Annotated in this window: 22 protein-coding genes and 1 pseudogene; 9 read left to right on the forward strand and 14 right to left on the reverse strand. The window is 65.2% G+C overall.

Features of this window, described 5'->3' with window-relative positions; translation table 11 throughout:
• Positions 1–27: 27 nt before the first annotated feature.
• Together QP803_RS19625 and QP803_RS19630 are read right to left on the reverse strand one after the other, a co-directional pair.
• Positions 28–333, reverse strand: a complete 306-nt coding sequence (locus tag QP803_RS19625; RefSeq protein ID WP_284945151.1) for an addiction module antidote protein — start codon at positions 331–333, stop codon at positions 28–30.
• Positions 326–637 carry a type II toxin-antitoxin system RelE/ParE family toxin gene (locus QP803_RS19630; RefSeq protein WP_350356044.1) on the reverse strand — a complete coding sequence of 104 codons (312 nt, stop codon included), beginning with the start codon at positions 635–637 and terminating at the stop codon, positions 326–328. Before QP803_RS19630 ends, QP803_RS19625 begins: the two co-directional genes overlap by 8 nt.
• A gap of 441 nt (positions 638–1078) precedes the next feature.
• Between QP803_RS19630 and QP803_RS19635 the strand changes: the two genes are divergently transcribed.
• Complete coding sequence (locus QP803_RS19635; RefSeq protein ID WP_284945152.1) at positions 1079–1564, forward strand: IS6 family transposase; 486 nt, start codon at positions 1079–1081, stop codon at positions 1562–1564.
• Positions 1565–1589: 25 nt separating this feature from the next.
• Here the strand turns inward: QP803_RS19635 and QP803_RS19640 are convergent, their stop codons facing one another.
• Positions 1590–2381 (reverse strand): IS6 family transposase, encoded by a 792-nt coding sequence (locus tag QP803_RS19640; RefSeq protein WP_284945153.1) that lies wholly within the window; start codon positions 2379–2381, stop codon positions 1590–1592.
• A gap of 123 nt (positions 2382–2504) precedes the next feature.
• On the opposite strand from QP803_RS19640, the pseudogene QP803_RS19645 reads away from it, so the two are divergent.
• Positions 2505–3140 (forward strand): annotated as a pseudogene (locus QP803_RS19645) (IS5 family transposase); the annotation flags it as partial.
• 661 nt (positions 3141–3801) lie between these two features.
• On the opposite strand, the gene QP803_RS19650 reads toward QP803_RS19645, so the two are convergent.
• Together QP803_RS19650 and QP803_RS19655 are read right to left on the reverse strand one after the other, a co-directional pair.
• On the reverse strand, positions 3802–4008 hold the full coding sequence (locus QP803_RS19650) for a hypothetical protein (RefSeq protein WP_284945154.1): 207 nt from the start codon (positions 4006–4008) through the stop codon (positions 3802–3804).
• 71 nt (positions 4009–4079) lie between these two features.
• Positions 4080–4652, reverse strand: coding sequence for a hypothetical protein (locus QP803_RS19655; RefSeq protein ID WP_284945155.1), 573 nt, complete (start codon positions 4650–4652; stop codon positions 4080–4082).
• 148 nt (positions 4653–4800) lie between these two features.
• On the opposite strand from QP803_RS19655, the gene QP803_RS19660 reads away from it, so the two are divergent.
• Positions 4801–5226 carry a hypothetical protein gene (locus tag QP803_RS19660; protein ID WP_284945156.1) on the forward strand — a complete coding sequence of 142 codons (426 nt, stop codon included), beginning with the start codon at positions 4801–4803 and terminating at the stop codon, positions 5224–5226.
• Here QP803_RS19660 and QP803_RS19665 read toward each other — a convergent pair.
• Entirely contained in the window at positions 5223–6206 is a 984-nt protein-coding gene (locus QP803_RS19665; RefSeq protein WP_284947971.1) for an IS1595 family transposase, read from the reverse strand. The genes QP803_RS19660 and QP803_RS19665 overlap by 4 nt on opposite strands.
• A 306-nt stretch (positions 6207–6512) precedes the next feature.
• Entirely contained in the window at positions 6513–6770 is a 258-nt protein-coding gene (locus QP803_RS19670) for a hypothetical protein (RefSeq protein WP_284945158.1), read from the reverse strand.
• Positions 6771–7508: 738 nt separating this feature from the next.
• Between QP803_RS19670 and hisG the strand changes: the two genes are divergently transcribed.
• The 3 genes from hisG (at position 7509) to QP803_RS19685 (ending at position 11539) form a co-directional block, all read left to right on the forward strand.
• Entirely contained in the window at positions 7509–8213 is a 705-nt protein-coding gene (gene hisG / locus QP803_RS19675) for an ATP phosphoribosyltransferase (RefSeq protein WP_284947972.1), read from the forward strand.
• Positions 8213–9496, forward strand: coding sequence for a histidinol dehydrogenase (gene hisD / locus QP803_RS19680; RefSeq protein WP_284945159.1), 1284 nt, complete (start codon positions 8213–8215; stop codon positions 9494–9496). The genes hisG and hisD overlap by 1 nt, the downstream gene beginning before the upstream one ends.
• A gap of 90 nt (positions 9497–9586) precedes the next feature.
• Entirely contained in the window at positions 9587–11539 is a 1953-nt protein-coding gene (locus tag QP803_RS19685) for a Hint domain-containing protein (RefSeq protein WP_284945160.1), read from the forward strand.
• A gap of 58 nt (positions 11540–11597) precedes the next feature.
• On the opposite strand, the gene QP803_RS19690 is transcribed toward QP803_RS19685, so the two are convergent.
• Genes QP803_RS19690 through QP803_RS19700 form a run of 3 tightly spaced genes read right to left on the reverse strand, consistent with a single transcriptional unit; the run spans position 11598 to position 16198 of the window.
• Positions 11598–13931: a phosphoenolpyruvate--protein phosphotransferase gene (locus tag QP803_RS19690; RefSeq protein WP_284945161.1), complete on the reverse strand. Its 2334-nt coding sequence runs from the start codon at positions 13929–13931 to the stop codon at positions 11598–11600.
• Positions 13906–14979: an NAD(P)H-dependent flavin oxidoreductase gene (locus QP803_RS19695; RefSeq protein ID WP_284945162.1), complete on the reverse strand. Its 1074-nt coding sequence runs from the start codon at positions 14977–14979 to the stop codon at positions 13906–13908. Before QP803_RS19695 ends, QP803_RS19690 begins: the two co-directional genes overlap by 26 nt.
• A 1-nt stretch (position 14980) precedes the next feature.
• Positions 14981–16198, reverse strand: a complete 1218-nt coding sequence (locus tag QP803_RS19700) for an aspartate kinase (RefSeq protein ID WP_284945163.1) — start codon at positions 16196–16198, stop codon at positions 14981–14983.
• Between the two features lie 136 nt (positions 16199–16334).
• On the opposite strand from QP803_RS19700, the gene ubiG reads away from it, so the two are divergent.
• The 3 genes from ubiG (at position 16335) to dhaL (ending at position 18771) form a co-directional block, all read left to right on the forward strand.
• Positions 16335–17045 (forward strand): bifunctional 2-polyprenyl-6-hydroxyphenol methylase/3-demethylubiquinol 3-O-methyltransferase UbiG, encoded by a 711-nt coding sequence (ubiG, locus tag QP803_RS19705; protein WP_284945164.1) that lies wholly within the window; start codon positions 16335–16337, stop codon positions 17043–17045.
• A gap of 71 nt (positions 17046–17116) precedes the next feature.
• Positions 17117–18121, forward strand: coding sequence for a dihydroxyacetone kinase subunit DhaK (locus tag QP803_RS19710; RefSeq protein WP_284945165.1), 1005 nt, complete (start codon positions 17117–17119; stop codon positions 18119–18121).
• Positions 18118–18771 (forward strand): dihydroxyacetone kinase subunit DhaL, encoded by a 654-nt coding sequence (gene dhaL / locus QP803_RS19715; protein WP_284945166.1) that lies wholly within the window; start codon positions 18118–18120, stop codon positions 18769–18771. The genes QP803_RS19710 and dhaL overlap by 4 nt, the downstream gene beginning before the upstream one ends.
• A 75-nt stretch (positions 18772–18846) precedes the next feature.
• Here the strand turns inward: dhaL and QP803_RS19720 are convergent, their stop codons facing one another.
• Genes QP803_RS19720 through kdpB form a run of 4 tightly spaced genes read right to left on the reverse strand, consistent with a single transcriptional unit; the run spans position 18847 to position 24852 of the window.
• Complete coding sequence (locus tag QP803_RS19720; protein WP_284945167.1) at positions 18847–19542, reverse strand: response regulator; 696 nt, start codon at positions 19540–19542, stop codon at positions 18847–18849.
• Positions 19539–22193: a sensor histidine kinase gene (locus QP803_RS19725; protein ID WP_284945168.1), complete on the reverse strand. Its 2655-nt coding sequence runs from the start codon at positions 22191–22193 to the stop codon at positions 19539–19541. The genes QP803_RS19720 and QP803_RS19725 overlap by 4 nt, the downstream gene beginning before the upstream one ends.
• 45 nt (positions 22194–22238) lie before the next feature.
• Positions 22239–22802 (reverse strand): potassium-transporting ATPase subunit KdpC, encoded by a 564-nt coding sequence (kdpC, locus tag QP803_RS19730; RefSeq protein WP_284945169.1) that lies wholly within the window; start codon positions 22800–22802, stop codon positions 22239–22241.
• 10 nt (positions 22803–22812) lie between these two features.
• The gene (gene kdpB, locus QP803_RS19735) at positions 22813–24852 is read right to left on the reverse strand and encodes a potassium-transporting ATPase subunit KdpB (protein WP_284945170.1); all 2040 of its coding nucleotides are present in this window, start codon (positions 24850–24852) and stop codon (positions 22813–22815) included.
• Positions 24853–24859: the final 7 nt, after the last annotated feature.

The following is a 24859-nucleotide window of genomic DNA, read 5'->3' on the forward strand; positions in this document are numbered from 1 at the left end:
CTTCGATTTCGAATTGAACCAGTTTGGTCATGCCGAGGCATCTTGCCGATTGTGCGGCTTAGCCGTCAGGTCAATGCCAAGAGCTTTCATGACCGAAAGCGTGGTCTTGAGCGTTGGATTGCCAGCCTCACTAAACGAACGGTAGAGCTGTTCGCGCGACAGGCCGGTTTGACTGGCAATCTGCGTCATACCCTTCGCCCGCGCGACGATGCCAAGTGCGTTCGCAATGTAGCCGGCGTCTCCACTTTCGAAGGCGTCGGCCATGAAGGCGGCAATTTCCTCATCATCGACCAGTGCCGCCGCTGGATCGTAAGTCGTCAGTTTTTCAGCCATCGGTATCACTCCATTCGTTGGCGAGCTTCTTGGCCGTTACGATGTCCCTGGCCTGCGTTTTCTTGTCCCCGCCACAGAGCAGCACGATCAGGACAGCACCGCGCTGCTGGAAATAGACCCGGTAACCGGGGCCGTAGTGGATGCGCAGCTCGCTAACGCCCTCCCCCACAGACTCCACATCACCTGGCAGGCCGTGCGCCAGGCGGGCTAGCCGAGCCGCAATCATGGTCTTAGCCCGCTTGTCGCGAAGGCGGCCTTCCCATTTGATGAAGGTCTCGGTTTGTTTTAGCTCGATCACAGTCATAATTGTAGTCTAAAAACTACAGGCGCGCAACCCCTTCCCTGCAAGCAAAAAAAGCCCGGCCGAAGCCGGGCAAATCACCGGATGAGCCTGCCCTGGTCTACGCCAGGGATCGGCAGGCGGTCAGTGCAACCCGACCGCGAAGGCGACGCCGGCGGTGTTCTGGTCGCCGCCGGCGAACGAGGCGCCGAGATCAGGGCCATGCTGGCCAAGGCACGAGCGAAGCCCAAGGCCGGTTCTGTCAGTCCTCGCGCCACGACGGGAAGGTTTGGATGCCTTCACCAAACGGGTAAACTGAGCGTTGGACGATAGTAGGGGCGCCGGGATGGATTGCGTTGGCTGTGGCTCGTCGGCGGTAAATGAACGCCGGGAGGTCACGGCACGAGGCTACCGGCGATACCGATGCCGCGATTGCGGACGGCAGTTCAACGAGCGCAGCGGTGGGTGCTGAACCGGGCCTGCCTGCCGAGCGACATCATCGCCTTCGTGGTGTTCTGCCGGCTGCGCTACCGGCTGACGCTGCGGGACCTGAGCGAGATTATGGCGCTGCGCGGGATCGAGATAAGCCACGAGACCGTCCGCGACTGGGAGGTGAAGCTGTTGCCCATCATGGGTAACGCGCTGCGCAAACGGCGTCACGGGACCCGGCGCGCAGCCGGCGTCAGCTGGTATGTTGACGAAACCTATCTGAAAGTCCGCGGCCGGTGGTGCTACCTCTACCGGGCAATCGACCGGGACGGAAACTTGATCGACGCGATGCTGAGCGAGCATCGCGACATGCAGGCGGCCAAGGCCTTCTTCCGCTCGGCCCGGGCGACCATGGGCATTCGGCCGGATCTGGTTACGACAGACGGTCATGGCTCCTACCCGAGAGCGATCCGCACTGTGCTGGGCAAGACGGTTCTGTCAGGTGTCGCGCCGGCATTCTGAAGTTCTACGCGGCACGCACGAGGATCTACGCGTTCTGCATGATGTTGAGCGCAATGGAGGTTGCTTTGGCGAAGCGGGCGCGGCGGAGAGAGGCGGAGACGATCTGGTTGTGACGGCGACGAAGGCGAACAAGATTGCGGAGTTCCCCATGTTCTCGGCAGAAGCGATCGGCAGCCTCGTGGCTTTTGAAGCCCCGCATACATCGGATCCTGCCTTTGATCCCGCGATGGTCCTGTTCAAGGCGATTATTCAGATAGACACTGGTCCGGTGCTGCACGGTCTTGCCCAGCACGATGCGGATCGCTCTCGGGTAGGAGCCATGACCGTCTGTCATAACCAGATCCGGCCGAATGCCCATGGTCGCCCGGGCTGAGCGGAAGAAGGCCTTGGCCGCCTGCATGTCGCGATGCTCGCTCAGCATCGCGTCGATCAAGTTTCCGTCCCGGTCGATTGCCCGGTAGAGGTAGCACCACCGGCCGCGGACCTTCAGATAGGTTTCGTCAACATACCAGCTGACGCCGGCTGCGCGACCGGTCCCGTGACGCCGCTTGCGCAGCGCGTCACCCATGATAGGCAACAGCTTCACCTCCCAGTCGCGGACGGTCTCGTGGCTTATCTCGATCCCGCGCAGCGCCATAATCTCACTCAGATCCCGTAGCGTCAGCCGGTAGCGCAGCCGGCAGAACACCACGAAGGCGATGATGTCGCTCGGCAGGCAGGCCCGGTTCAGCACCCCACCGCTGCGCTCGTTGAACTGCCGTCCGCAATCGCGGCATCGGTATCGCCGGTAGCCTCGTGCCGTGACCTCCCCGTTCATTTACCGCCGACGAGCCACAGCCAACGCAATCCATTCCCGGCGCCCCTACTATCGTCCAACGCTCAGTTTACCCGTTTAATGAAGGCATCCAAACTTCCCGTCGTGACGCGAGGACTGACAGAACCGAATGACCTGCCACCATGGGCGGCAGTCTATCAGCAGACGCAGCGTTGGATGGCGGCGGAGTGCTTCGAGGCGTTGGCGCAGGATCTCCGCGCTGTGCTGCGGATGGCGGCCGGGCGCTATGCCGAGCCGACAGCGGCGATCTTTGACAGCCGCACGCTGCGGTCGACGCCGGAGAGCGGAACGCGGGCAGCCTATGACGGCGCCAAGCGCAAGAAGGGCTCCAAGCTGCATCTCGCCGTTGATACGCTGGGCCACATGCTGACGCTGCACGTGACGCCTGCCAACGTCGATGACCGTGCCGAAGTCGGTCGTTTGGCTCAGGCCGTGCAGGAAGCGACGGGGCAAACCGTCGAACTGGCTTACGTTGACCAGGGCTACACCGGACCCAAGCCTGCAGCTGCGGCGCAGGCAGAAGGCATGGCATTGGAGGTGATCAAGCTCTCCGAAGCCAAGCGCGGCTTCGTCCTATTGCCACGACGCTGGGTCGTGGAGCGCTCATTCGCCTGGGCGACGCGCTGCCGAAGGCTCGTCAAGGACTATGAGCGATACGCAACAACGCTGGCCAGCCTGCACATCGTAGCCTTTGCTTGTCTCATGCTTAGACAAGCCGCAGCCATCGCCGCAGGTTCATAACACCCTCTAGCCTGTCTGCTACAGAGTGATGGCTCTTGGCGCTCATCAGCCACCAGGGCCTCGACGCTCGACCGGAGTTGTCCGGTCCCCGGAGGCGCCTGCTCGCACTAGAGAAACTAGGAGATCAGTTCTGGCCATGGAAGAATCGTACAACAGACGGTAGGATTTGCCACCTCTCTAGCGCGGCTTGTCTATGGGGCCTTATGCGTCAGAGGAAGCGGGGGTAGCACGGTCACACCATCTGAACATCACCTTTCCCGCTGACCTCTGCCGCTTGTTTGACAAGAAGCCGCATCGGCCCATAATCCTCCTCCTGCTCGTTCCCGCGCCAGCTCAAGTCCGGCGAGCAGCGTGCTGGCGACTGCGGCCCGCGCTCTGAGCTCCCGGTTTGCGACGTCAGCCGAGATCACCGGCAGGAACGCGCTCAGTTCACCGCCCTCCGGGTGCTCCGCCAAGACCGTCCTGATCCGCGCCAGCGCGTCCGAAACGCGCCAAAGATCCTGCGCAACCGGCCGATAGACGGGTGACTCTTCCGTCCGCCCTCCCCGGCCCCGCAGCACGACCAGACAGGCTTCCATCAGGGCGACGTAGCTACCCTCCCGCGACGGCGCCGTGGCGGCGGTCCGGCCGAAGACGTGGGTCCCGAATTGCGGCCACGCCCTCAGCCAGGCCGCGGCTGCCCGCACAAAGACCATCGCCTCAAGCCGAGCACTTCGGCAGCGGCGTCCTGCTCCGCCGCGATCGCCGCTTCCGGACTGGCGGGGAACAAGAGGCGCGACCGCAGCAGCACCAAACGCGCCGCCAGCACGAGCCAATCCGCTCGCCGTTCCAGCGACACGCGGTCGACCAGCCGCTCCATGGTGGCCACGAATTGCTCTGCCAGGTCGCGCGCGGCTTTGCGATGGCCAGAATACCAAGCAGCCTGACCGAAAAGCGCCGCTAGGTTTTGTGCTTCCGCACGCGGCGACTCTTCTTCACAACAGGCGGCATCTCGGGGGGCGCGGATGGGGAACCGCAGGCCTGGACGTTCAAGGATTGTTGGACCGGCACCTGGGCGGCGTAGTCGTCCAAGGCTTTCTGGGTCTTCAAGCTCTGCGCGTGGTCCAGCACCTCGTCCCCAAAGCCGCAATACAACTCTCCTGACTTCAAATTTTGCTGTGACTGTGCATTGGCGAGTTGCGTCATATAGCCGTCAAACGCGCTCTGGGACCTAGCGCCATAGGCGCGCTTGAAAAACCCGGCGAGGATGTCGCGTTGCGCCACGAGATCGGCCTTGTAGGTCGTGACGAAGGTCCCGTATTTGGCATCCCCGTGACAGGACAATGCGGTCTGCATGAGTTCGGTCTGTAGAGCCACCTTGCGGAAGGCCGCAACCTCGTCCGGCCGCGCGCATATGGGCGCGTTGTCCGCCGGTGGGGAGGGTGGCGGGGGCACAAAAGACGCGCGCTGCGGGGAGGGAGACACGGCCTTGCAAGACGCCAGGAGCGCCAACAGAGGCAGAAGCAAGGCCATGCGCATTGGCGTCTCAATCCATCAAAGTTTCGGGGAAGGGGGTGATCGGGACTTTTCCGGTATTATGTATCAACCGCCACCACTGGTCCGTTTAGATGTTGAAGTGCATCGTTTACCATCCTGATAGCCGATACAGGAGTGGGCGGGGATGGTCGAGCAGGATGTGATTGGCGCGTTGCGTGACAAACAGGCCGAAGTCATCGGAATGATAGAGCGTCTGGAGCGGCAGTTGGTCGAGCATCGCACTGGTCTGTCGCATCTCGAGGGAGTTCTGCGTCTGTTTGATCCGAGTCTCCGGTTAGAGGAGGCTCGCCCCGGGCGACAAAGAGGGCAGAGGGCCTGGTTCCGCCCTGGTGAATCATTGCGGCTGATCTACGACGTGCTGCGGGACGCAGCCCAGCCGGTGGCGACGCGCGAACTCGCTGATCGCATCATGGCGATGAAGAACATCGCGCTCACGGATGACCGCGACCGCGCGTTGATCCAGAAAACGCTTCTTGCCTCGCTCAACCGAGCGAAGGAGACGATCGAGCGCGCTACGATCGAGGGTGTCGTCGGATGGCGGGTGATCTAGGCGACTTGCGCCCGCTGCCAGTAGCCCGAGAAATCGATCGACGGTCTGCACCGCATCGCCAGGCCAATGACACCATGGGTCTGCTCGCCGTTGCTGACGCGACGGAGATCCTCGCGCCAGGCTGCCTCCTGTGCGTAGCGGGGCAAATACGGCCCGGCGATGTGATGGTGATGACCGGCTTCGCCGCGGCGCAGGCGGGAGAAATAGGCCTCGGCTCCGTTGATGCAGGCACCATCGACGCTGTAGCCCTCCTGGTGGTTGACCCGTTGCATGGCGAAGCTGGCGTGCAGCTTGTTCCAGGCGGGGCTCTCATCGGCATGAAGGGTAGTGCCTTTGATGATGCGCAGGCGGATAGCGTCCAAGGCGGCCTCCTCGGCCGGAAACACCTGCGCCACGGAGCGGCCACCGCGCTCGCGCATCACCACGACCACCTGCCGCTTGCCCGACCGGTTCTCGGCGAGCCGGCGGTCGATCCGATCGGTCGCCAGGTTCTCCGGCCGAACATGGCCGCCGAAATAGGCGCCATCGATCTCGGCCTCTCGGTTCTCGCCGCCGATCCTCAGCCCTTTTACGCTCGAGGCCATGGCCTCGCGCAGCTTATGGGCCAAGACAAACGCCGTCTTGTATTGAACGTCGAGCTCGCGGGCGAATGCGAGCATGCTCTTTCCCTTGACCTCATTGCAGAAGGTCGCGACAGCGAGCAGATAGGTCCGCAGCGGCAGCTTATGCCAGGCGAACAAAGTTCCAGACGTGATCGAGAAATCCTCCCGACACGCCTTGCAACGCCAACGCAGCTGACCCGTCGGTCGCCGGGCCGCGTAGCAGATCAGGCAACCGCATGCCGGGCAGGCGGGTTTACCATCTGTCTCAGGCCAACGCAGGCGCAGGAAGACGTTCTCAACGCCCTGCTCGGACATGCGCATGATTTTAGCCGCACTCAGCGAGCGCGCAGCGGCAGAAAGCAGGAAATGCTGCGCCATGACGACCCAGTGCGAGAGAACCAAACGTCACTCTTCCTCGCAGGATCCGCCCAAAAGTACAAGCCAAATTCCGCTTGTGGCGGTTGATACATAATACCGGACTTTTCCGTAGCACCAGCCCCTCCACTCGAAGATGGTGCCTCCCATCGCCGTGTAAAGCGCGCCGCCTGCGTATCCGCCTGCACCGTGTGACGGGACGAGCGGCGACCATCCCGTTTGCATCGCCGCCGCCGTCATCTTCTGGCTATGATCAATGAGTCCTGAGCCTCGCGGGCAGTGGTCGTTCGGGCTCGCAAACGACCGAGCCTAGCGCGCTGTTTCACGCCGACGCCCGACACGTGCAGACAGAACCGACACGGATGCGCGCGCGCGATCGACCTCAGAACCCACCACACGGAGCGGCGCGTAGCCCAAAGCATACCAGATGAGGCCGATATCCATGGTCTTCCCATGGGAAGGCTGAAAGACCGGATGGAGCTGGACCGCATCCCCGCCATTCGCGAAGGCGCCCCGGTTGCCGGAATCGAGGAAGGTCTCCACCTCCAGCCCCTCCGCTGGGATCACGTCATGCGATGACAGCTCGATATGGTGAACTGAAGGGTACCGCCGGCGGCGATAGTTGCGTCGGCACCGATCGCCAGATTGCCCACGACGATCAGGCCGCCGTTGACAACAAGCGTCTCCGCCGTCAGGTCGCCGACGCCGATAGCAAGCCCGCTGCCGAAGCTGACGCTGTCTGCGGGCCGGAGTGGGCCGCCGCTCGGGAGCGGCGGTATCGTTGCACATTTCGAGTGATCGTTAGCGGATTGAGACCTGTGAAGGAGGGACGCTTGCTATTTCATCTTTGGCGGGGGGCAAGATCCTCGATGTGCCTATCGTAGCCTTCCAGCTGTCTTCGGATAACGGAGCTGCCTGTGTAGCGGCCTAGGAGGCGCGCAAGCTCCGCGTCCGTTCCGCGGCAATTCTGCGACAGGGCGTCCCTGATCTCAGCACTCCGCACCGGGTCGTCGGACTCCTCGCCCCGGAAATGGTCGCAACGATCCCTGCGTGCCACAAAGGCGCCTACGTCCTTGGGAAGATCTGCGGCGAATATGGGCGTAGCGCCCAGCAGGATGAAGAGCACGGTCAGGCGTATCACCAGTTCTACCTCTTCAATCGGTCAATCCGCCTCCGAGAGGAGGACAGGCCAAGGGCCGGCTGCCACCCGACCGAAAAGCGCCGATGCGGGGTGATTTTGCCCCATGGCGCGACCGGTGCTAGAGGCCGCGACACATGACCCAGTCTCTCGATCGTCTCAAGCCTATGCCGGCCTCTGACGTTCCGTCGCACACCGAATCCGCTGTCGTGGAAGCGGGGGTCGTGATGGCCTTGCCGAAGGGGCGCATCCTCGCGGATTGCGAACCGCTGCTCGCGCGCATGGGCATCACGCCGCCCGCCGACCTGATCGACGAAGGCAGCCGCCGCCTGCGCTTTCCCACCAACGACCCGGCACTCGACATCGTTCGCGTCCGATCCTTCGATGTCGCCACCTTCGTGGCCTTCGGGGGCGCCGATATCGGCATCTGCGGCGCCGATGTGCTCATGGAATTCGACTATGCGGAGATCTATGCCCCGCTCGATCTGGGCATCGGCCGCTGCCGGGTTTCCGTCGCCGAACCGGCGGCGACGGCGGGCAAGGATGATTCGGCCCGCTGGTCCCGCGTGCGGGTCGCTTCCAAATATCCTAATATCGCCCGCCGCCATTTCGCCGCCCGGGGCATCCATGCCGAGGTCGTGCATCTGAGCGGCGCCATGGAACTTGCCCCCAGCCTGGGTCTGGCCCGCCTCATCGTCGATCTGGTGCAGACCGGCTCTACGCTCAAAGCCAATGGATTGGTCGAGACGGAGGTGATCGCCGAGGTCACCAGCCGCCTCATCGTCAATCGCGCGGCGCTGAAGACGCGCCCCGAAGTGATCGGCGCCTGGATCGCCCGCTTCCGCCACGCCCTGGCACAAGGGGCCGCCTGATGCGCCGGCTTGCGACCACCGAGGCCGGTTTCGCCGAAGCCTTCGAGGCATTGATCGGCCAGGCCCGCGAAACCACTGAAGCGGTGACCGGCCAGGTCGCGGCCATCATCGCCGATGTCCAGGCCAAGGGTGACGCCGCAGTCTGCGACTATACCAGCCGCTTCGACCGCGTCAGCATGACGCCCCACCGGCTGCGGGTGACCGAGGCCGAAATCACCGAGGCCGCAGCCAGCGTGCCTGCCGATCTTCTGGCGGCACTCGACCTCGCGGCCGCGCGGATCGAGCGGTTCCATCGCGCCCAGCTTCCGGCCGACCTGCAATTCGAGGATGCCGCCGGCCTGCGCCTCGGCATGCGATGGACGCCGCTTGACGCTGTCGGCCTCTATGTTCCCGGCGGCAAGGCGGCCTATCCGTCCTCCGTGCTGATGAACGCCCTGCCGGCGCGGGCCGCTGGCGTGGCCCGCATCGCCATCTGTGTTCCGGCGCCAGACGGCCTGCTCAATCCGCTGGTACTGGCCGCCGCCAAGCGGGCCGGCGTGTCGGAGGTCTACCGCGTCGGCGGCGCGCAGGCCGTGGCAGCGCTCGCCTATGGCACGGCGACGATCGCCGCCGTCGACCGTATCGTCGGCCCCGGCAATGCCTATGTGGCGGAAGCGAAGCGTCAGGTCTTCGGGCGCGTCGGCATCGACGGGATCGCCGGCCCCTCAGAAGTCGTCATCGTCGCCGATAGCCGCAACGACCCCGCCCATGTGGCGATGGATCTTCTGGCTCAGGCGGAACACGACGAATCCGCCCAAAGCATCCTGTTCACCGATGACGCGGCTTTCGCCGAAGCCGTCGCAGTAGCGGTGCAGGCGGCTCTGGTGTCCTTGCCCCGGGCCGCCATTGCCGGTGCCAGTTGGGCGCAGCACGGCGCGATCATTACGGTCGATCATTGGGAGGAAGCCGCCGCCCTGATCAATCGCCTCGCGCCCGAACATCTCCAGATCATGCTCGACATGCCGGAGGCGTTCTTCGCCCGCATCCGGCATGTCGGCGCCGCCTTCCTGGGCCGTCATTGCCCCGAGGCGGTCGGCGATTACGTGGCCGGGCCCAATCATGTCTTGCCCACGGGCCGCACGGCACGCTTCGCTTCGGGCCTGTCGGTGTTCGATTTTCTCAAGCGCACGACCTGGGTTGCCACAGACCGTGCCGGCCTGGCCGCCGTGGGTCCCGCCGCCGTGCAGCTGGCGATGGCTGAAGGGCTGGATGCCCATGCCCGTTCGATCTCAATCCGGTTGTAATCGATAGGATATGGAGATTTCGTCTTTTCGCTTAGGAAACAATTAATCTAAATACGGCAATCTCTCCTCGCGCGGCATCGGGGAGGGATCATGGCTCAGACAATTTCTGGAACGGTGACACAGACCGTTACCATCACATCGAACCCTGTCACGATCACCTCTGCGGGCTCGGTCGTGACCAGCGCGGGCGCCGCGATCACCGGTCCCGCCGGTTTGGGCAGACCCACTGCCGGCTGGACCGTCAGCAATGCCGGCATCGTCACGGCCTCCGCCGCCAAGGCTGACGCGATCGACCTCATCGGCGGTGGATCGATTTCCAACACGGGCACCATTTCGGGTTACCAGAACGGCGTCGATATCACCTCCGGCCTCGGCGTCGTCACCAATAGCGGCACACTTGAATCCAGCCCGACCGTCATCGTCTCGGGCTCGCCGGGAAACGTCTATGAAGGCGTCTATCTGGCCGGTGGCGGCAGCGTCACGAATACCGATACCGGGGTAATCTTCGGCGGCATCGGCGGTGTCTATATCATCGGCGGCAGCGGCACGGTCACCAATGCCGGCGACATCCACACCACGACGCTACAGGGCAACGGCATCGATCTGGAAGATGGCGGCACGATCACCAATACCGGCACCGGCAGCATCTACGGCGATTTCTCCGGCATCTCCGTCTATACGGCCGCCGCCACCATCACCAATGCCGGGTCCATCGGCGCCATCGGCCTGAACGGCTACGGCATCTATCTCGGCGCCGGCGGCACCATCACGAATACCGGTTCCATCGTCGGCAGCAATGTCGGCGTCTATGGCGGGGCTGGCACATTCGCCGCCCCGATCTCGATCACCAATTCCGGCTATGTCTATGGTTCGGATACCGGTATCGACCTGACGGATGGTGGGCGGGTCACCAATCTTGCCGGCGGCACCATCCTCGGCACGGTCGGCATCACCATCACCACCGGCACGGTCACCAATGCGGGCACCATCGGGTCCAATGCGACCAACGGCAAGGCCATCACCTTCAGCACCACGGGCGCCACGGACCGGCTCATCGTCGACCCGGAGGCCGTCTTCGACGGAACGGTCACGGGCGGCGGTGTCGCCAGCACCCTCGACCTCGCTGTCGGTTCCACCACGGGCACCCTTGCCGGCGTCGGCACCACGGTCACCAATTTCGACACGATTGCCTTCGACGCCTCCGCCGGTTGGGTGGTGGACGATACCTTCGCCGCCCTCGGTGGGGTGACGGTCACGGGCTTCGCGAGCACCGACAGCTTCCTTCTCACCGGCGTTACCGGTGTCACCTCGAGCTTCAACGCATCGACCGAGACGCTGACCCTGACCAGCGGCAGCGCCACCTCCGTCGTGCAATTCGGCAGCGTGGCTCTGGGGGGAACCATTCAGGTTCTGGCGACGGGCGGCAACACCACCATCAGCCTGGTACCCTGTTTCGCGGCGGGAACCCGCATCGCGACGCCGCGCGGGTCCATTGTCGTCGATTCGCTCTGCAAGGGCGATGACGTGCTGACGGCCCAGGGGGACACGCTCCCCATCATCTGGGCGGGGCATCGCTGGGTGGATTGCGAGACGCATCCCGAGCCGGACAGCGTGCGGCCGATTCTTATCGAAGCGCATGCCTTCGCGGAGGGAATGCCCTGCCGGACTCTCTTCCTGTCACCGGATCATGCAGTCTTCGCGCACGGCGTTCTGATCCCGATCAAACATCTCGTGAACGGCACGAGCATCCGACTCAGCCAGATCAGGCAAGTGATCTATCATCACATCGAACTCGCCCGGCATGCGGTGATCCTCGCCGAAGGGCTGCCGGCCGAAAGCTATCTCGACACCGGTGACCGGCTGTCATTCGCGGTCCCGGGCGGTGCGCAGCAGCTTCACCCGACCTTCGGTGTCCATCGTCTGGAATCCCAGTTGATCTGGGATGCCCTCGGCTGTGCGCCGTTGCAGATCACGGGGCCGGAGGTCGATCAGGTGCGCATGGATCTCGCGTCCCGCGCCACACACGCCCGACGCGCGGCGTGAGGGTTGGTACCAAATTCACCGTCATCCGCGCACTTGATCCGTGGATGACGAATAATCGTTAAATCCCGAGCCCATGCTCGCGCGCCCAGCTGCTCAAGGGCTCGCGCAGGCTGGCGGCATTGGGATGACGACTGCGGATCAACGCCAGCACCGGCCGGAACGCCGAGACATCCGTCTTCAGCAAAATCGCTTTGACGCGCAGCAAGGCAGACGGCGACATCGACAGCGACGTGAAGCCCAGCGCCACCAGAATCAGCGCCTCCAAAGGACGCCCCGCCGCCTCTCCACAAAACGACAAAGAGACGTTCTCCGCCGCCGCCTGCTGCACGATCTGCTCCAGAATATCGAGCACTGGCGGTGAGATGAGATCGTATCGTCCTGCCAAATTGGGCGTGCCCCGGTCTGCCGCGAACAGGAACTGCATCAGGTCGTTCGATCCGACCGAGACGAAATCGACGTCTTTCATCAATTGCGGTAATTGCCAGAGCAGAGCTGGCACTTCGAGCATGGTGCCGACCGAGAGCGCCGACGGCTTGTGTTCCGCCCGCGCCACTTCCGCGTCCAACAAAGCCTTCGCGGCGCGAAATTCACTGATCGTCGCCACCATCGGGAACATGACCGACAGGCTCCGCCCACGCGCCGCCGCCAGCATGGCCCGCAATTGCCGGCGCAGCGTCACCGGCCGATCAAGGCCAATCCGCAGTGACCGCCAGCCCATCGCAGGATTCTCACTGGCTGTGACATCCGCCCCCGCAATCAACTTATCCCCGCCGAGGTCGAGCGTGCGGAACAGCACCGGCCGATCGCCCGCATGATCGAGGATGCGGGTATATTCCGCCGTCTGCTGCGCCATCAGATGCTCGGATCCCGGCACAGCCTCGGACGCGGCGGGATGATCGGTGGTCGGGTCGCCCGGCCGATGCTGGGCGAGCAGCGAAATCTCCGTGCGATACAGCCCGATGCCAGCCGCACCGGTCATCTCCAACTGCGCGAGTTCGAGCGGCAGGCCGAGATTGATCATCAAGGCGATCTGCCGGCCATCCAGCGTCAGGGTGGGTTGGTCACGCAGGACTTCCCAGCCACGGGCATTGGCACCGCGCAGCGACACCGCACTGACATAGGCATGGCGCACCTCATCCTCGGGGCGGAGGATGAAGATGCCGTCCTCGGTATCCAGAATGCCCTTATCGCCATCGCGGCAGGCATCCATGACGCCACGCGCATCCGACAGCGCCGGCAGGCCGAGCGACCGCGCCAGAATCGCCGCATGGCCAGCGGCACTCCCCTCCTCCAAAACCAGGCCCGCAACCCCGCGACTATGCCAATCCAGCAACTCCGCCGGACCCAGCCGCCGCGCGACCAGGATGGCGCCTGCGACCTCCGCCGGATCATCCTGCGAGCCATGACTGCCGTCGCGGTCCAGCCGTGCGAGTTGCGCGATCATGCGATTGCCGATGTCTTCGATATCCACCAGCCGCTCCCGCAAATAGGGATCGGCGATGCGGCGCATGCGCTCGCGCAATTCGCTCATCACCCGCATGACGGCGGCCTCGGCGGAAAAGCCGCCCTCGATCATGGCCGTGACACGCTTCAACCAGCCGGCATCCGCGGCGATCAGGCGATAGGCCGCCATGATATCGCCCGTCGCGTCATCCCCGAAGGTGTCCGATGTGCCCCGGATAAGATCGTCCAGGCCGCTGCGCATCGACTCGCTGGCAGCCTGCAAACGCTGTTTCTCGATATCGGGATCGGCCGCCATGACATGCTTGCGGGCAATATGCTTTCCCGCGCGGATCACCGGGCCGATGACCACCCCCACCGACAGGGGCAGGCCATCGAAGCGGCGTGGCAAAGCGGCGCCGAACCCCTCGCCCCGCACCTCGACGGCGCCGGCCGCCGTCAACATCTCCGCCAGCAACATCGCGACCGTTTCCAGCGCCTCCTGCTCGATTTCGGTAAAGCGACGCGGCGCGCGATTCTGGATGCTCAAGACGCCGATGGTCTGGCCGGAGCGCCGGATGGGAATGGCGAGCAGAGAGGCGAAGGCATGCTCCCCCGTCTCCGGCCGCTGCGCGAAGCCCGGATGGTCCCGCGCATCGGCAAGATTGATGGCGCTGCCGATGGCCGCGACCAGGCCGATGATGCCTTCGCCCACGCGCAGCCGTGTCTGTCCTACCGCATCGGCGAGCAGACCCCAGGTCGCGGCAAGCTCCAGAACCTCCCCCGCCCGCATGACATAGAGGGCACAGACCTCGCTCGCCATTTCATGGGCGACGAGTTCAAGCAGCTTGGGCAGCGGCGTATTGCCGTGCGCGAGGCCTTCCCTCAGTCGCGCGAACAGCCGCCGCGGATTGGTCTCCGAGAGGTCAGCCGGGAGTGCGGGATTGTCCACGACTTGCCAGCATCGCTTCGGCCTGATCCACCAACTGGGCGATGACGGCGGCCACGGTCTTTTCTTCGCGTACCGCGCCCACGGACTGACCAGCCATGACCGAGCCTTCCTCGACATCGCCATCGACCACCGCGCGCCGCAGCGCCCCGGCCCAGAAATGCTCAATCGAAAGCTGCGCCGCCTCCTTGGTCAATTCGCCCGACTGGAACTGGCGGATGGTCTGCGCCTGATGATCCAGGAAACGGCGCGTGCCGGAATTCACCAGACCGCGCACGGGAATGACCGGAAACTGGTTATCGAGCTGCACGGAGGGCAGGGCGTCACGCGCATTGGCGCGGTAGAAGGCTTTCTTGAAATTGGCATGGGCAATGCTCTCGACCGTGGCCGCGAACATCGTGCCGAGTTGCGCGCCCGAAGCCCCCATCTCCAGCATCCCGACGATGGCATCGCCACGGCACAGGCCGCCGGCGACGAAGACGGGCACCTCGGTCACCACCGGCAGAATTTCCTGCGCCAGCACCATCAGCGACACCGGCCCGATATGGCCTCCGGCCTCCGATCCTTCGATGATCAGGGCGTCGGCGCCGGAGCGGACCAGCCGCTTGGCCAGAACCAAAGCGGGGGCGAAGCAGACCAGCTTGGCGCCGCTATCCTTCACGGCGCGCACGGCCGCGCCCGGCGGCACGCCACCGGCCAGCACGATATGGCCGACGCCCGCCCGCAGGCAGACCTGGATCAGCTCATCCAGCGCGGGATGCATGGTGATGAGATTGACGCCGAAGGGACGGTCGGTCAGCGCTTGCGTCGCCGCAATCTCCTTCTCCAGCAGCGCCGGCGGCATCGAGCCGCAGGCGATGACGCCGAAACCACCGGCATTGGAGATGGCGGAGACAAGGTTGCGCTCGCTCACCCAGCTCATCGCCCCGCCCATCACGGCGTAGCGCGAGCCCAAGAACGCGGTGCCGCGCTGCCACAGCCCGGTCAAAGCGGGGGAGATGATGCGCTCGGGCAGCGCGGCGAGGACGGACGATGATGGGGGCGCGTTCATGTCAGGCGGCATCGAGGCCATAGGCCGTATGCAGGGAGCGCACGGCGAGTTCGGTGTAATCGGCGGCGATCAGAATGCTCACCTTGATTTCGCTGGTCGAGATGACCTGGATATTGATGCCCTTTTCCGCCAGCGTCTTGAACATCGTGCTGGCGATGCCGGCATGGCTGCGCATGCCGATGCCGACGACGCTGATCTTGGCGACATTGGTATCGGCCAGGATGTCCGAGTAGCCGATCTCGGTGCTGGCGGCGGCCAGGGCCGCCCGCGCACGCGGTAGATCCGACCGACCGACCGTAAAGGTCATGTCTGTAGTGCCGTCTTCGGCAACGTTTTGCACGATCATGTCGACGTTCACATTCTCTGCGGCCAGGGCGCCAAAGACGGCGGCGGCGATGCCCGGGCGGTCCGGCACACGGCGCACGGTGAGCTTAGCCTCGTCTCGCGAGTAGGCGATACCAGAAACGAGTTCCTTTTCCACGATCTCATCCTCATCCACGACCAGAGTACCCGGCAGATCCGCGAAACTCGACAGAACCTGAACCCGGACTTTTTCCTTCATCGCCAATTCGACACTGCGCGTTTGCAGAACCTTGGCGCCCACAGAGGCGAGTTCGAGCATCTCCTCATAGGAGATACGGGCGAGTTTGCGCGCACGCGTCACGATACGGGGATCGGTCGTATAGACCCCGTCCACATCCGTATAGATGTCGCAGCGATCGGCGCGGAGCGCGGCGGCGAGGGCGACGGCCGAGGTGTCCGACCCGCCACGGCCGAGCGTGGTAATGCGGTGATCCGGGCCGAGACCCTGGAAGCCCGTCACCACCGCGACCTGGCCCAGGCCCATGCGACGGATGAGTTCCGCGCCCTCGATCTGTTCGATGCGGGCCTTGCCATGGGCGCCGTCCGTGCGGATGGGGATTTGCCAGCCGGCCCAGGACCGCGCCTCGATGCCCAGATTCTGCAAGGCGATGGCCACCAGCCCGGCAGTGACCTGCTCGCCGGTTGCGACCACCGCATCGTATTCCCGCGCGTCATGCAGGGGCGACAGGCTCTGGCACCAGCCGACGAGCTGGTTCGTGGTGCCGGACATGGCCGAGACCACCACCGCGACCTCATGCCCAGCCTCGACCTCCCGCCGGACGCGCTCGGCGACGTTGCGAATCCGGTCGAGGTCGGCGACGGAGGTGCCGCCGAATTTCATGACGATGCGGGCCATGATACGTTGTCTGATCCTGCTCTGGGCGAGGCGTCGCGGAATAGGCGCGCGCCAGGCGACGTCGTAGAGTTACGCTCGGGCGACCACCACCCGGCTGTAGGGCCGGCAGACATAAACGCGCAGTCGCGATGGGGCAATGATGCAGCACGACGGAACCTTGTCCTTGGACGAAGTCGCGCGGTTCGACGCCCTGGCGCAGGACTGGTGGGCGCCGGACGGGCCGATGGCACCGCTACACCGAATGAACCCGCTGCGCGCCCGCTGGATCACGCAAAGGCTAGCCAAACCTCTGGCCGGGGAGATCCTCGATATCGGCTGCGGCGCCGGCTTGCTGGCGGAAGCGCTGGCGAAGGCGGGCTTCTCGGTGCTCGGCCTGGATGCGGCGGAGGCTGCCATCGCCGCCGCCCGCGTCCATGCCCAGGGCCAAAACCTGCCACTGCGCTATCGCGCCGGGCGGATCGAGGATGTGATCGCCGAGGGCACGCGCTTTCCGGTGGTGACGGCGCTGGAAGTGATCGAGCATGTGCCGGATCCGCAGGTCTTCCTGCAGCGCCTTGCCGAGGTGCTGGAGCCTGGGGGGTTGCTGTTCGTCTCGACGCTGAACCGCAGCCTGCGGTCCCTGCTCACGGCCAAGATCGGCGCGGAATATATCCTGCGCCTGCTGCCGGCCGGGACCCATACATGGCGGCAATTCATCCCACCGGCGCAATTGGCGACCATGGCCGCCTCCGCCGGATTGCGGGTCACGGCCTCAGCCGGGATGAGCTTCGACCCCTGGCGCGGGCAGTGGCGGGAAAGCCGCGACCTCTCCATCAACTACATCATGGCATTCGGGAAGGCCGCATAGGCCTGCGTTGACAGGTCCGCGAGGGCGGCGGAGAGTCTGCCGAAAATAACGTCACGTCCGGGACAGCTATCATGAATCGAATCATCAACGACCCCGAGCAGGTCGCCGAGGAAGCCCTGTTGGGCGTCGTCGCGGCCTATCCTGACATTCTGGCAGCGACCGACAACCCGCGTGTATTGCGCGCGGCGCGCCAGCCAAAACAGGGCAAGGTCGGCATCGTCACGGGCGGCGGATCGGGCCATGAGCCCGCCTTCCTCGGCTTCGTCGGCCCCGGCCTTTGCGATGCCGTCGCCTGTGGCGAGATCTTCGCCTCCCCCACTGCCAAGAGCTTCCACGCGGCCTTCAAGGCGGCCGATTTCGGCGCCGGCGTCGCCTGCCTCTATGGCAATTACGCCGGCGACAACATGAACGTGAAGATGGCGGTCAAGCTTGCCGCCAAGGACGGGCTTACCGTTCGCAGCGTGGTCGCGAATGACGATGTCGCCTCGGCCCCCAAGGCCGAACGTGACAAACGCCGGGGCGTCGCGGGCGAGGTCATGATGTGGAAATCGGCCGGCGGCTTGGCGGATGAGGGCGGCGACCTGGATCAGGTCATCGCCGTCGCGCAAAAGGCGATCGACAATACCGGCAGCGTCGGCATCGGCCTTTCGGCCTGCACCATCCCCGCCGCCGGCAAGCCGAACTTCACCATCGCGCCGGGCATGATGGAAGTCGGCATCGGCCATCACGGCGAACCCGGCGTCTCCGTCATGCCCGTGAAGCCGGCGCGCGACATGGCCGCGCTGATGCTGGAGCACATCCTCGCGGATCTTTCCCTTGGCCGGGACGAAGATGTCGCCGTGCTGGTCTCGGGCCTCGGGGCCACGCCCGTGATGGAGCTGTATCTGCTCTATGGCCATGTCGATGAGATGCTGCGCGACCGTGGCCTGCGCATCCGCCACCGCTTCGTGGGCAATTACTTCACCTCGCTGGAAATGATGGGCGCCTCGATCACCGTTACCCGTCTCGACGGGGAACTCGATCGCCTGATGGCGCTGCCGGCGCATTCCATCGGCTTGACGGTGCTGGGCTCATGAGCCGGGACAGCGTGACCCTGACCGAGGCCGGGCCGATCCTGTTCGACCTCGTGGCTGTCATCGTGCGCGAGCAGGGCAAGCTCAGCGAAATCGACGGCCAGACCGGCGACGGCGATCACGGCGTCAATATGGGCAAGGGCTTTCGCATGGCGGGCGAGCGGCTGAAGGCCCAGGGCGACTTCACCTTGCCGCAGGGTTTTGCGACGCTGGGCGATACCTTGCTCAGCGATATCGGCGGCTCGATGGGTCCGCTGTATGGCACCTTCTTCACCGACATGGCCGAGGTGCTCGACGATACCGACGTCATCGATGCGCCGCATGTTTCGGCGATGCTGAAGGCCGGCCTCGCCGCCGTGCAAGGCCTGGGCGAGGCCAAGCCCGGCGACAAGACGCTGGTCGATGTCATCGTGCCGGCGATGGAGGGTTTCGACGCGGCTCAGGCTGCGGGCAAGAGTTTTGCGGAGTCACTGACCGCGATGAAGGATGCGGCGGGCGCCGGGCTGGAAGCGACGCGCAGCATGGTGGCCAAGGTCGGCCGTGCCAGTCGTTTGGGTGAGCGTTCGCGCGGCACGCTGGATGCCGGCGCCGCCTCCTGCGACATGATCCTATCGACGCTGGCGGATGGCCTGATCACCCGCCTGAACGCGTGAGTGACGGCGGATAACGCTTCGCTCATCCGCCCGCCATCCACGTCGTAGGGTGGATAAGCGCAGCGTCATCCACCATCAGCCCATCGGTGCTTCCAACAAACGGTAACCGACACCGGGCTCGTTGATCAGCAAAGCGAGCGCCGGTTCGCTCAGCTTCTGGCGAAGATGCCAGATATAGACACGCAGATATTGCATATCCTCGGCATGCGCCGGGCCCCAGATGGCGGTGAGAAGCTGCCGATGCGTGATCACCTTGCCGAGGTTGCGCATGAGCATCTCCAGCAGCGCATATTCGCGGCGGCTGAGGGCCAGCAAGACGCCACCGTCACGCGCCTCGTGCTTACCGATATCGAGCGTCAGCGGCCCGGCCTGAAGCACCGTCTCCACCCCCTCCTGCATGCGGCGATGGCGCAGCGCGGCGCGAATGCGGGCAAGAAGTTCGCCGACGCCGAAAGGCTTTTCGACATAATCATCTGCGCCATTATCCAGCGCCGTGATCTTCTCGCCCTCACGGTCACGCGCGGACAGGATGATCACGGGCACCTCGCTGAACTGCCGCAGCCGCTGCAGAGCCTGCTGGCCATCCTCATCCGGCAGTCCGAGGTCGAGCAAAACGAGATCTGGCGCGCGCGCTGCGGCCAGGCGCAGACCTTCGGCCGCCGTCATCGCCTGTTCCACGGCATAGCCGGCGGCAATCAGCGCCGGCGCGAGGAAACGATGGATCTGTTTCTCGTCGTCGATCACGAGGATCTTGCCAAGCGCCGGCGTCATGCCGCGACCAGAGGGCCGGCTGCCGGAAGCGTAATGGTGATGATCGTGCCGGGCAGACCATCGCGCGCCAGATCGTCACGCGGGCTTTTGGCGGTGATCGTGCCGCCCATGGCCTGCACAAAGCCGCGCGCAATGGCGAGGCCAAGGCCGGTGCCCGGCACCACGCGATCGCCCCGCCGGGCGCGGTAGAAGCTGTCGAAGATATTCGGCAAATCCTCGGGTGGAATGCCGATCCCTTCATCGGCGACCGAGATTCGCGCCATGCCGTCCCCCACCGCGGCGCGGAGCACGATTCCCGTGCCGACAGGCGAGTATTTCACCGCATTCTCGACGATATTGGTCAAGGCCTGTTCCAGAAGGCCCGCATCAGCCTTCACCGTCACACCGCCCTCCGGCAGGCTGACGGCCAAGTGCAGCGCCTCCGGCACGCGGGCGACGACCGCCTCGACCAGAGGGCCAAGCGGCACCGGCATCAGGCGCGGTGCGATATCCCCGCCTTCGAGGCGCGTGAGGTCCATGATATTGCCCAGGAAGCGGGTCATGCGACCGACATCCTCCTCGATGCTGGCGAGCAGGTCGGCGCGTGTCTCATCCGGCAATTGCGCCCAGGCGGCGCGCAGCGTTTCGGCCGCACCCCGGATGGCGGTCAGCGGCGTGCGCAAATCATGCGACAGGGAATTCAGCAGCGCCGTACGCAGCGCCTGGGTTTCCGACAGCGCCGCACCGCGCGCCGCTTCGCCGGACAGGTGTACCCGTTCCAGGGCGACGGCTGCCTGATCCGCGAGCGCCGCCACCGCCTGCAAGGTGGGACCGGACAAACCGCCATCCTCAGGCGGGCGGATACCGAGCACCCCGGCGACGCCCCGCGCCGTGCGGATGGGCAGCAGACGCCAGGCGGCCGAGGGCAAGGTGGGCGTGCCGGCGCCCGCCTCCTCCTGCCGGCTCAGGGCCCAGCGCGCGGCGGCCAGGCTGCCCTCATCGAGGCGCCCGCTGGTTTCCGGGCGGATAGCGCGGGTCACCAATCCGCTCGGCCCCTCCGTCAGTACCGCGGCGGCGGGTACCAGGGCTGCCGCCTGCTGGGCGATTTCGATCATCAACTCCTCCTCGGTCGTCGGTTCGCCGAGGCGGCGACTGAAAAGGCCGATGCGTCGCAGACCTTCGATCCGACCCTGGGCGGCGACGGCCTCGGCCCGGACACGGCCGGCGAGCACACCGGAGGAGGCCGCGACGATCGCGAAGACGATGAGGGCGATGACGTCGCGTGGATTGTCGATGGTGAGTTGATAGAGCGGCGGGATGAAGAAGAAGTTCCAGCAGACGAAGCCGAGCGCCGCTGCGACGAGACCGACCGTCAGCCCCTGCAAGGCCGCGACGGCCATGACAGCGGCCAGGAACACCATGCCCAGGGCTTCGTGATCAACCCAAGGGCGACACAGCTCACCCGCCGCCACCACGGCCGCGATCATGCCGATGGCCATCGCCCAAGGCAGGGGCGCGGTTGGCACATGCGGTCGGAATCGCCGGGGTGAGCGCTGCACCGTCGATGGCACGACATGGAGGTGGAAATCCGCGCCCTGGCGCAGCAATTGCGCCGCCACGGGCAGCTTCCACCTAAAGCGCCGAGGCCGTGGACGCCCGACTACGATCTGCGTCACATTCCGTGCCGCCGCGAGATCGAGGGCGATGGTCACGACATCCCGACCGGCCTGGGTTTCCACCTCGGCGCCTAATCGGCCTGCCAACGCGGCCGGGGTCTGGGCCTTCAGCAAGCCGCTGACACTGTCTTTCGGGCGTTCGACATGCAGCGCGATCCAGGGGGCACGCAGCGCATCGGCCAATTGCTTGGCGTGGCGAACAACGCCTTCCGCCGCGTTATCGGCACCGATGAGGGCCAGAACGCGGTCCCCCGCCGGCCAAGGACCCTTGATGGCATTGGCGCGCATATAGTCCCGCACATCGGCATCGACATGCTGGGCGACTCGGCGCAGCGCGATCTCCCTCAGGGCCGTCAGGTTGCCTTCGCGAAAGAAGGCGTCCAGCGCCCGACGTGCCGTTTCTGGCCGGTAGACCTTTCCCTCGGTCAGCCGCTTCCGAAGTTCCGATGGCGTAATGTCAATGAGCTCGATCTCAGCTGCAAGTTCGAGGACCTGATCCGGAAGTGTCTCGGTGACACGAACGCCGGTGATGCGGGCGACGTCGTCGTTCAGGCTTTCGAGGTGCTGGACATTGAGGGTCGCCCAAACCGGGATACCGGCTTCCAGCAGTTCCGCCACATCCTCCCAGCGCTTAGCATGGGTGCTGCCAGGGACGTTGGTATGGGCCAGTTCATCGACGAGAAGGAGCTGCGGGCGTCGCGCTAGGGCGGCGGCGAGATCGAACTCCTCCAGCGTCTGACCGCGATAGGCGAGGCGGCGGGCCGGCAGGATCGGCAGGGCGCCGATCTGGGCCTGGGTCTCGGCCCGGCCATGCGTCTCGACCACACCGATGACGACATCGACGCCCTCGGCGGCGCGCTGGCGGCCGGCATTGAGCATCTCCCAGGTCTTGCCGACACCCGGTGCCGCGCCGAGGAAGATACGGAGCGGCGCGCGATGGGCCACGGCGAGCGCCGCTGCCAAGGCATCCGGGTCGGGTCGGCGATCATCCTGCATAGCCAGTGATACCGGCTAACCAGGGTTCAGCGCTACCTCGCCGCGTCAGGTCGGGGGTGGAGAGGCGGCGTCCAGTGCGATGTTCAGGCCCAGCACATTGACATGCGGCTCGCCGATGAAGCCCAGCAAGCGTCCGACCACATGCTGGTCAAGCAGGCTCTGCACCTGCGCCACGGGCAGATGGCGGGCGGCGGCCACGCGCGCCACCTGACGCGCCGCATTGGCGGGCGAAATGTCCGGGTCGAGGCCTGAGGCGGACGCCGTGACGCTATCGGCCGGGATCGGCGCGGGGCCGGCGGTGGCGACCCGCGCTTTCAGCGCCGTGGCGAGGGCCGCGCTGGTCGGCCCGAGGTTGGAGCCACCGGAAGAGGTGGCGTCGTAGCCCTTGCCGGCAGCGGAGGGTCGCGGCTGGAAATACCAGGGTTTCGTGAACGTCTGTCCGAGCAGGGCGGACCCGATGACGACCCCGTTCTGCCGGATCAGACTGCCGCCGGCCTGGAAGGGCGCGACGACCGCGCCGACGCCCACGAAGCCGAGCGGAAAAGCGAGACCAAGGATCAGCGTCGTGAGCACGAGCAGAACGAAGGCAGGGCGAAGATGGCTGGTCATGACATGAACCTCAATGAACGCCGATGGCGGAGATGATGACGTCGATCACCTTGATGCCGATGAAAGGCGCGACGATGCCGCCCAGGCCGTAGATCAGCAGGTTGCGCCTGAGCATGGCGCTGGCACTGACCGGCTTGAAGCCGACGCCGCGCAGGGCGAGGGGAACCAGCGCCACGATAATCAGGGCGTTGAAGATCACCGCAGACAGGATGGCGCTATGCGGCGATTGCAGCCGCATGATGTTGAGCACACCGAGACCAGGATAGGTCGCGACAAAGATCGCTGGCAGAATGGCGAAGTATTTGGAAACGTCATTCGCGATGCTGAAGGTGGTGAGCGAGCCGCGCGTGATCAGCAGCTGCTTGCCGATTTCCACGATTTCGATGAGCTTGGTCGGGTCGCTATCGAGATCGACCATATTACCGGCTTCGCGCGCCGCCTGGGTTCCGGTCTGCATCGCGACGCCGACATCGGCCTGGGCGAGGGCCGGCGCATCATTGGTGCCGTCTCCACACATGGCGACGAGGCGCCCTTCGGCCTGGGCGGCGCGGATATAAGCCAGCTTGTCGGTCGGCGTCGCCTGGGCGACGAAGTCATCGACGCCGGCTTCGGTTGCGATGGCGGCGGCCGTGACCCGGTTGTCACCGGTGATCATAACGGTGCGGATGCCCATGGCGCGAAGCTCGGCGAAGCGGGCGCGGATATCGGGTTTGACGATGTCCTTCAGCTCGATCACGCCGAGAAGGCGGCCATTCTCCGACACCGCCAGCGGCGTGCCGCCGGCGCTCGCGATACGGTCCACCGCCTGGGTGAAGGCCGCCGGCGGGGTGGTGGTGCCGGTGAGGGTGAGCACGGCATCGACCGCACCCTTGCGCCACTGACGACCCGCCGAGTCGAGGCCCGAAAGCCGCGTCTCGGCGCTGAAGGCGATCAGCGTCGCATCGGAGGGAGCGTCGAGCGTAAAACCCTGGCGATCGCGCACGAAGCCCAAAATGGACCGGCCTTCCGGGGTTTCGTCGCCCAGGCTGGCATAGACGGCCGCTTCGGCAAGGGCGCGGTCCGTGACGCCCGGAACGGGGGTAAGGCTCGCGGCCATGCGATTGCCGAAGGTTATGGTGCCGGTCTTGTCGAGCAGAAGAGTATCGACGTCGCCGGCTGCTTCGACGGCGCGGCCGGAGGTGGCGACGACATTGAAGCGCACCAGGCGATCCATGCCGGCGATGCCGATCGCCGAAAGTAGGCCACCGATGGTGGTGGGGATCAGGGTGACGAGCAGGGCGGCGAGCACGGGCACGCTCAGGTTGGTGCCCGAGTAATGGGCGAGACCGACCAGGGTGACGACGGCGATCAAAAAGATGAGCGTCAGACCGGCGAGCAGGATGTTGAGGGCGATCTCGTTCGGCGTCTTGCGACGTTCCGCGCCTTCCACCAGCTTGATCATACGGTCGATGAAGGTGCTGCCGGCGGCGGCGGTGATGCGCACGACCAGCCAATCCGATACGACCTGCGTACCGGCCGTGACCGCGCTGCGGTCACCACCGGATTCGCGAATGACCGGGGCGGATTCACCCGTCACGGCGCTTTCATTGACGCTCGCGACGCCGGCCATCACCTCGCCGTCCGAGGGCATGATGTCCCCGGCTTCGACGAGCACCAGGTCACCGACGGCGAGTGTGGTGGCGGAGACATTCTCGGTGCGGCTGCGGTCGCGAACGTCCGTCAGTCGCTTGGCGAGGGTATCGGACCGCGCGCGGCGCAGGCTTTCGGCCCGCGCCCGTCCGCGGCCCTCGGCGACCGCCTCCGCAAAGGTTGCGAAGAGCACCGTCAGCCATAGCCAGATGGCGATGCTGATCGAAAAGCCCCAGGCGCCGCCTGTGACAAGATCGCGCAAGCCGAGGAAGGAGACCAGGATGGCCACCACCTCCGTCACGAAGATGACCGGGTTTCGCACGAGTTGGGCGGGATTGAGTTTGACGAAGGCATCCGTGCTGGCGCGTAGCAGGATGGCACGATCGAAGAGGCTGAAGGTTTCAGCCTTTACACTGGACATCTGAATG

Source organism: Acidisoma sp. PAMC 29798 (assembly GCF_030252425.1).
GTDB classification, from domain to species: Bacteria; Pseudomonadota; Alphaproteobacteria; order Acetobacterales; family Acetobacteraceae; genus Acidisoma; species Acidisoma cladoniae.

Coding starts and splice junctions, on each gene's coding strand:
- QP803_RS19725 (WP_284945168.1), bottom strand. CDS start 22,193: ATGCAGGATGATCGCCGACCCGACCCGGATGCCTTGGCAGCGGCGCTC.
- kdpC (WP_284945169.1), bottom strand. CDS start 22,802: ATGACCAGCCATCTTCGCCCTGCCTTCGTTCTGCTCGTGCTCACGACG.
- dhaL (WP_284945166.1), top strand. CDS start 18,118: ATGAGCCGGGACAGCGTGACCCTGACCGAGGCCGGGCCGATCCTGTTC.
- hisG (WP_284947972.1), top strand. CDS start 7,509: ATGCCGGCCTCTGACGTTCCGTCGCACACCGAATCCGCTGTCGTGGAA.
- QP803_RS19655 (WP_284945155.1), bottom strand. CDS start 4,652: ATGGCCTTGCTTCTGCCTCTGTTGGCGCTCCTGGCGTCTTGCAAGGCC.
- hisD (WP_284945159.1), top strand. CDS start 8,213: ATGCGCCGGCTTGCGACCACCGAGGCCGGTTTCGCCGAAGCCTTCGAG.
- QP803_RS19720 (WP_284945167.1), bottom strand. CDS start 19,542: ATGACGCCGGCGCTTGGCAAGATCCTCGTGATCGACGACGAGAAACAG.
- QP803_RS19630 (WP_350356044.1), bottom strand. CDS start 637: ATGACTGTGATCGAGCTAAAACAAACCGAGACCTTCATCAAATGGGAA.
- kdpB (WP_284945170.1), bottom strand. CDS start 24,852: ATGTCCAGTGTAAAGGCTGAAACCTTCAGCCTCTTCGATCGTGCCATC.
- ubiG (WP_284945164.1), top strand. CDS start 16,335: ATGATGCAGCACGACGGAACCTTGTCCTTGGACGAAGTCGCGCGGTTC.
- QP803_RS19710 (WP_284945165.1), top strand. CDS start 17,117: ATGAATCGAATCATCAACGACCCCGAGCAGGTCGCCGAGGAAGCCCTG.
- QP803_RS19660 (WP_284945156.1), top strand. CDS start 4,801: ATGGTCGAGCAGGATGTGATTGGCGCGTTGCGTGACAAACAGGCCGAA.
- QP803_RS19625 (WP_284945151.1), bottom strand. CDS start 333: ATGGCTGAAAAACTGACGACTTACGATCCAGCGGCGGCACTGGTCGAT.
- QP803_RS19685 (WP_284945160.1), top strand. CDS start 9,587: ATGGCTCAGACAATTTCTGGAACGGTGACACAGACCGTTACCATCACA.
- QP803_RS19665 (WP_284947971.1), bottom strand. CDS start 6,206: ATGGCGCAGCATTTCCTGCTTTCTGCCGCTGCGCGCTCGCTGAGTGCG.
- QP803_RS19695 (WP_284945162.1), bottom strand. CDS start 14,979: ATGAACGCGCCCCCATCATCGTCCGTCCTCGCCGCGCTGCCCGAGCGC.
- QP803_RS19640 (WP_284945153.1), bottom strand. CDS start 2,381: ATGAACGGGGAGGTCACGGCACGAGGCTACCGGCGATACCGATGCCGC.
- QP803_RS19700 (WP_284945163.1), bottom strand. CDS start 16,198: ATGGCCCGCATCGTCATGAAATTCGGCGGCACCTCCGTCGCCGACCTC.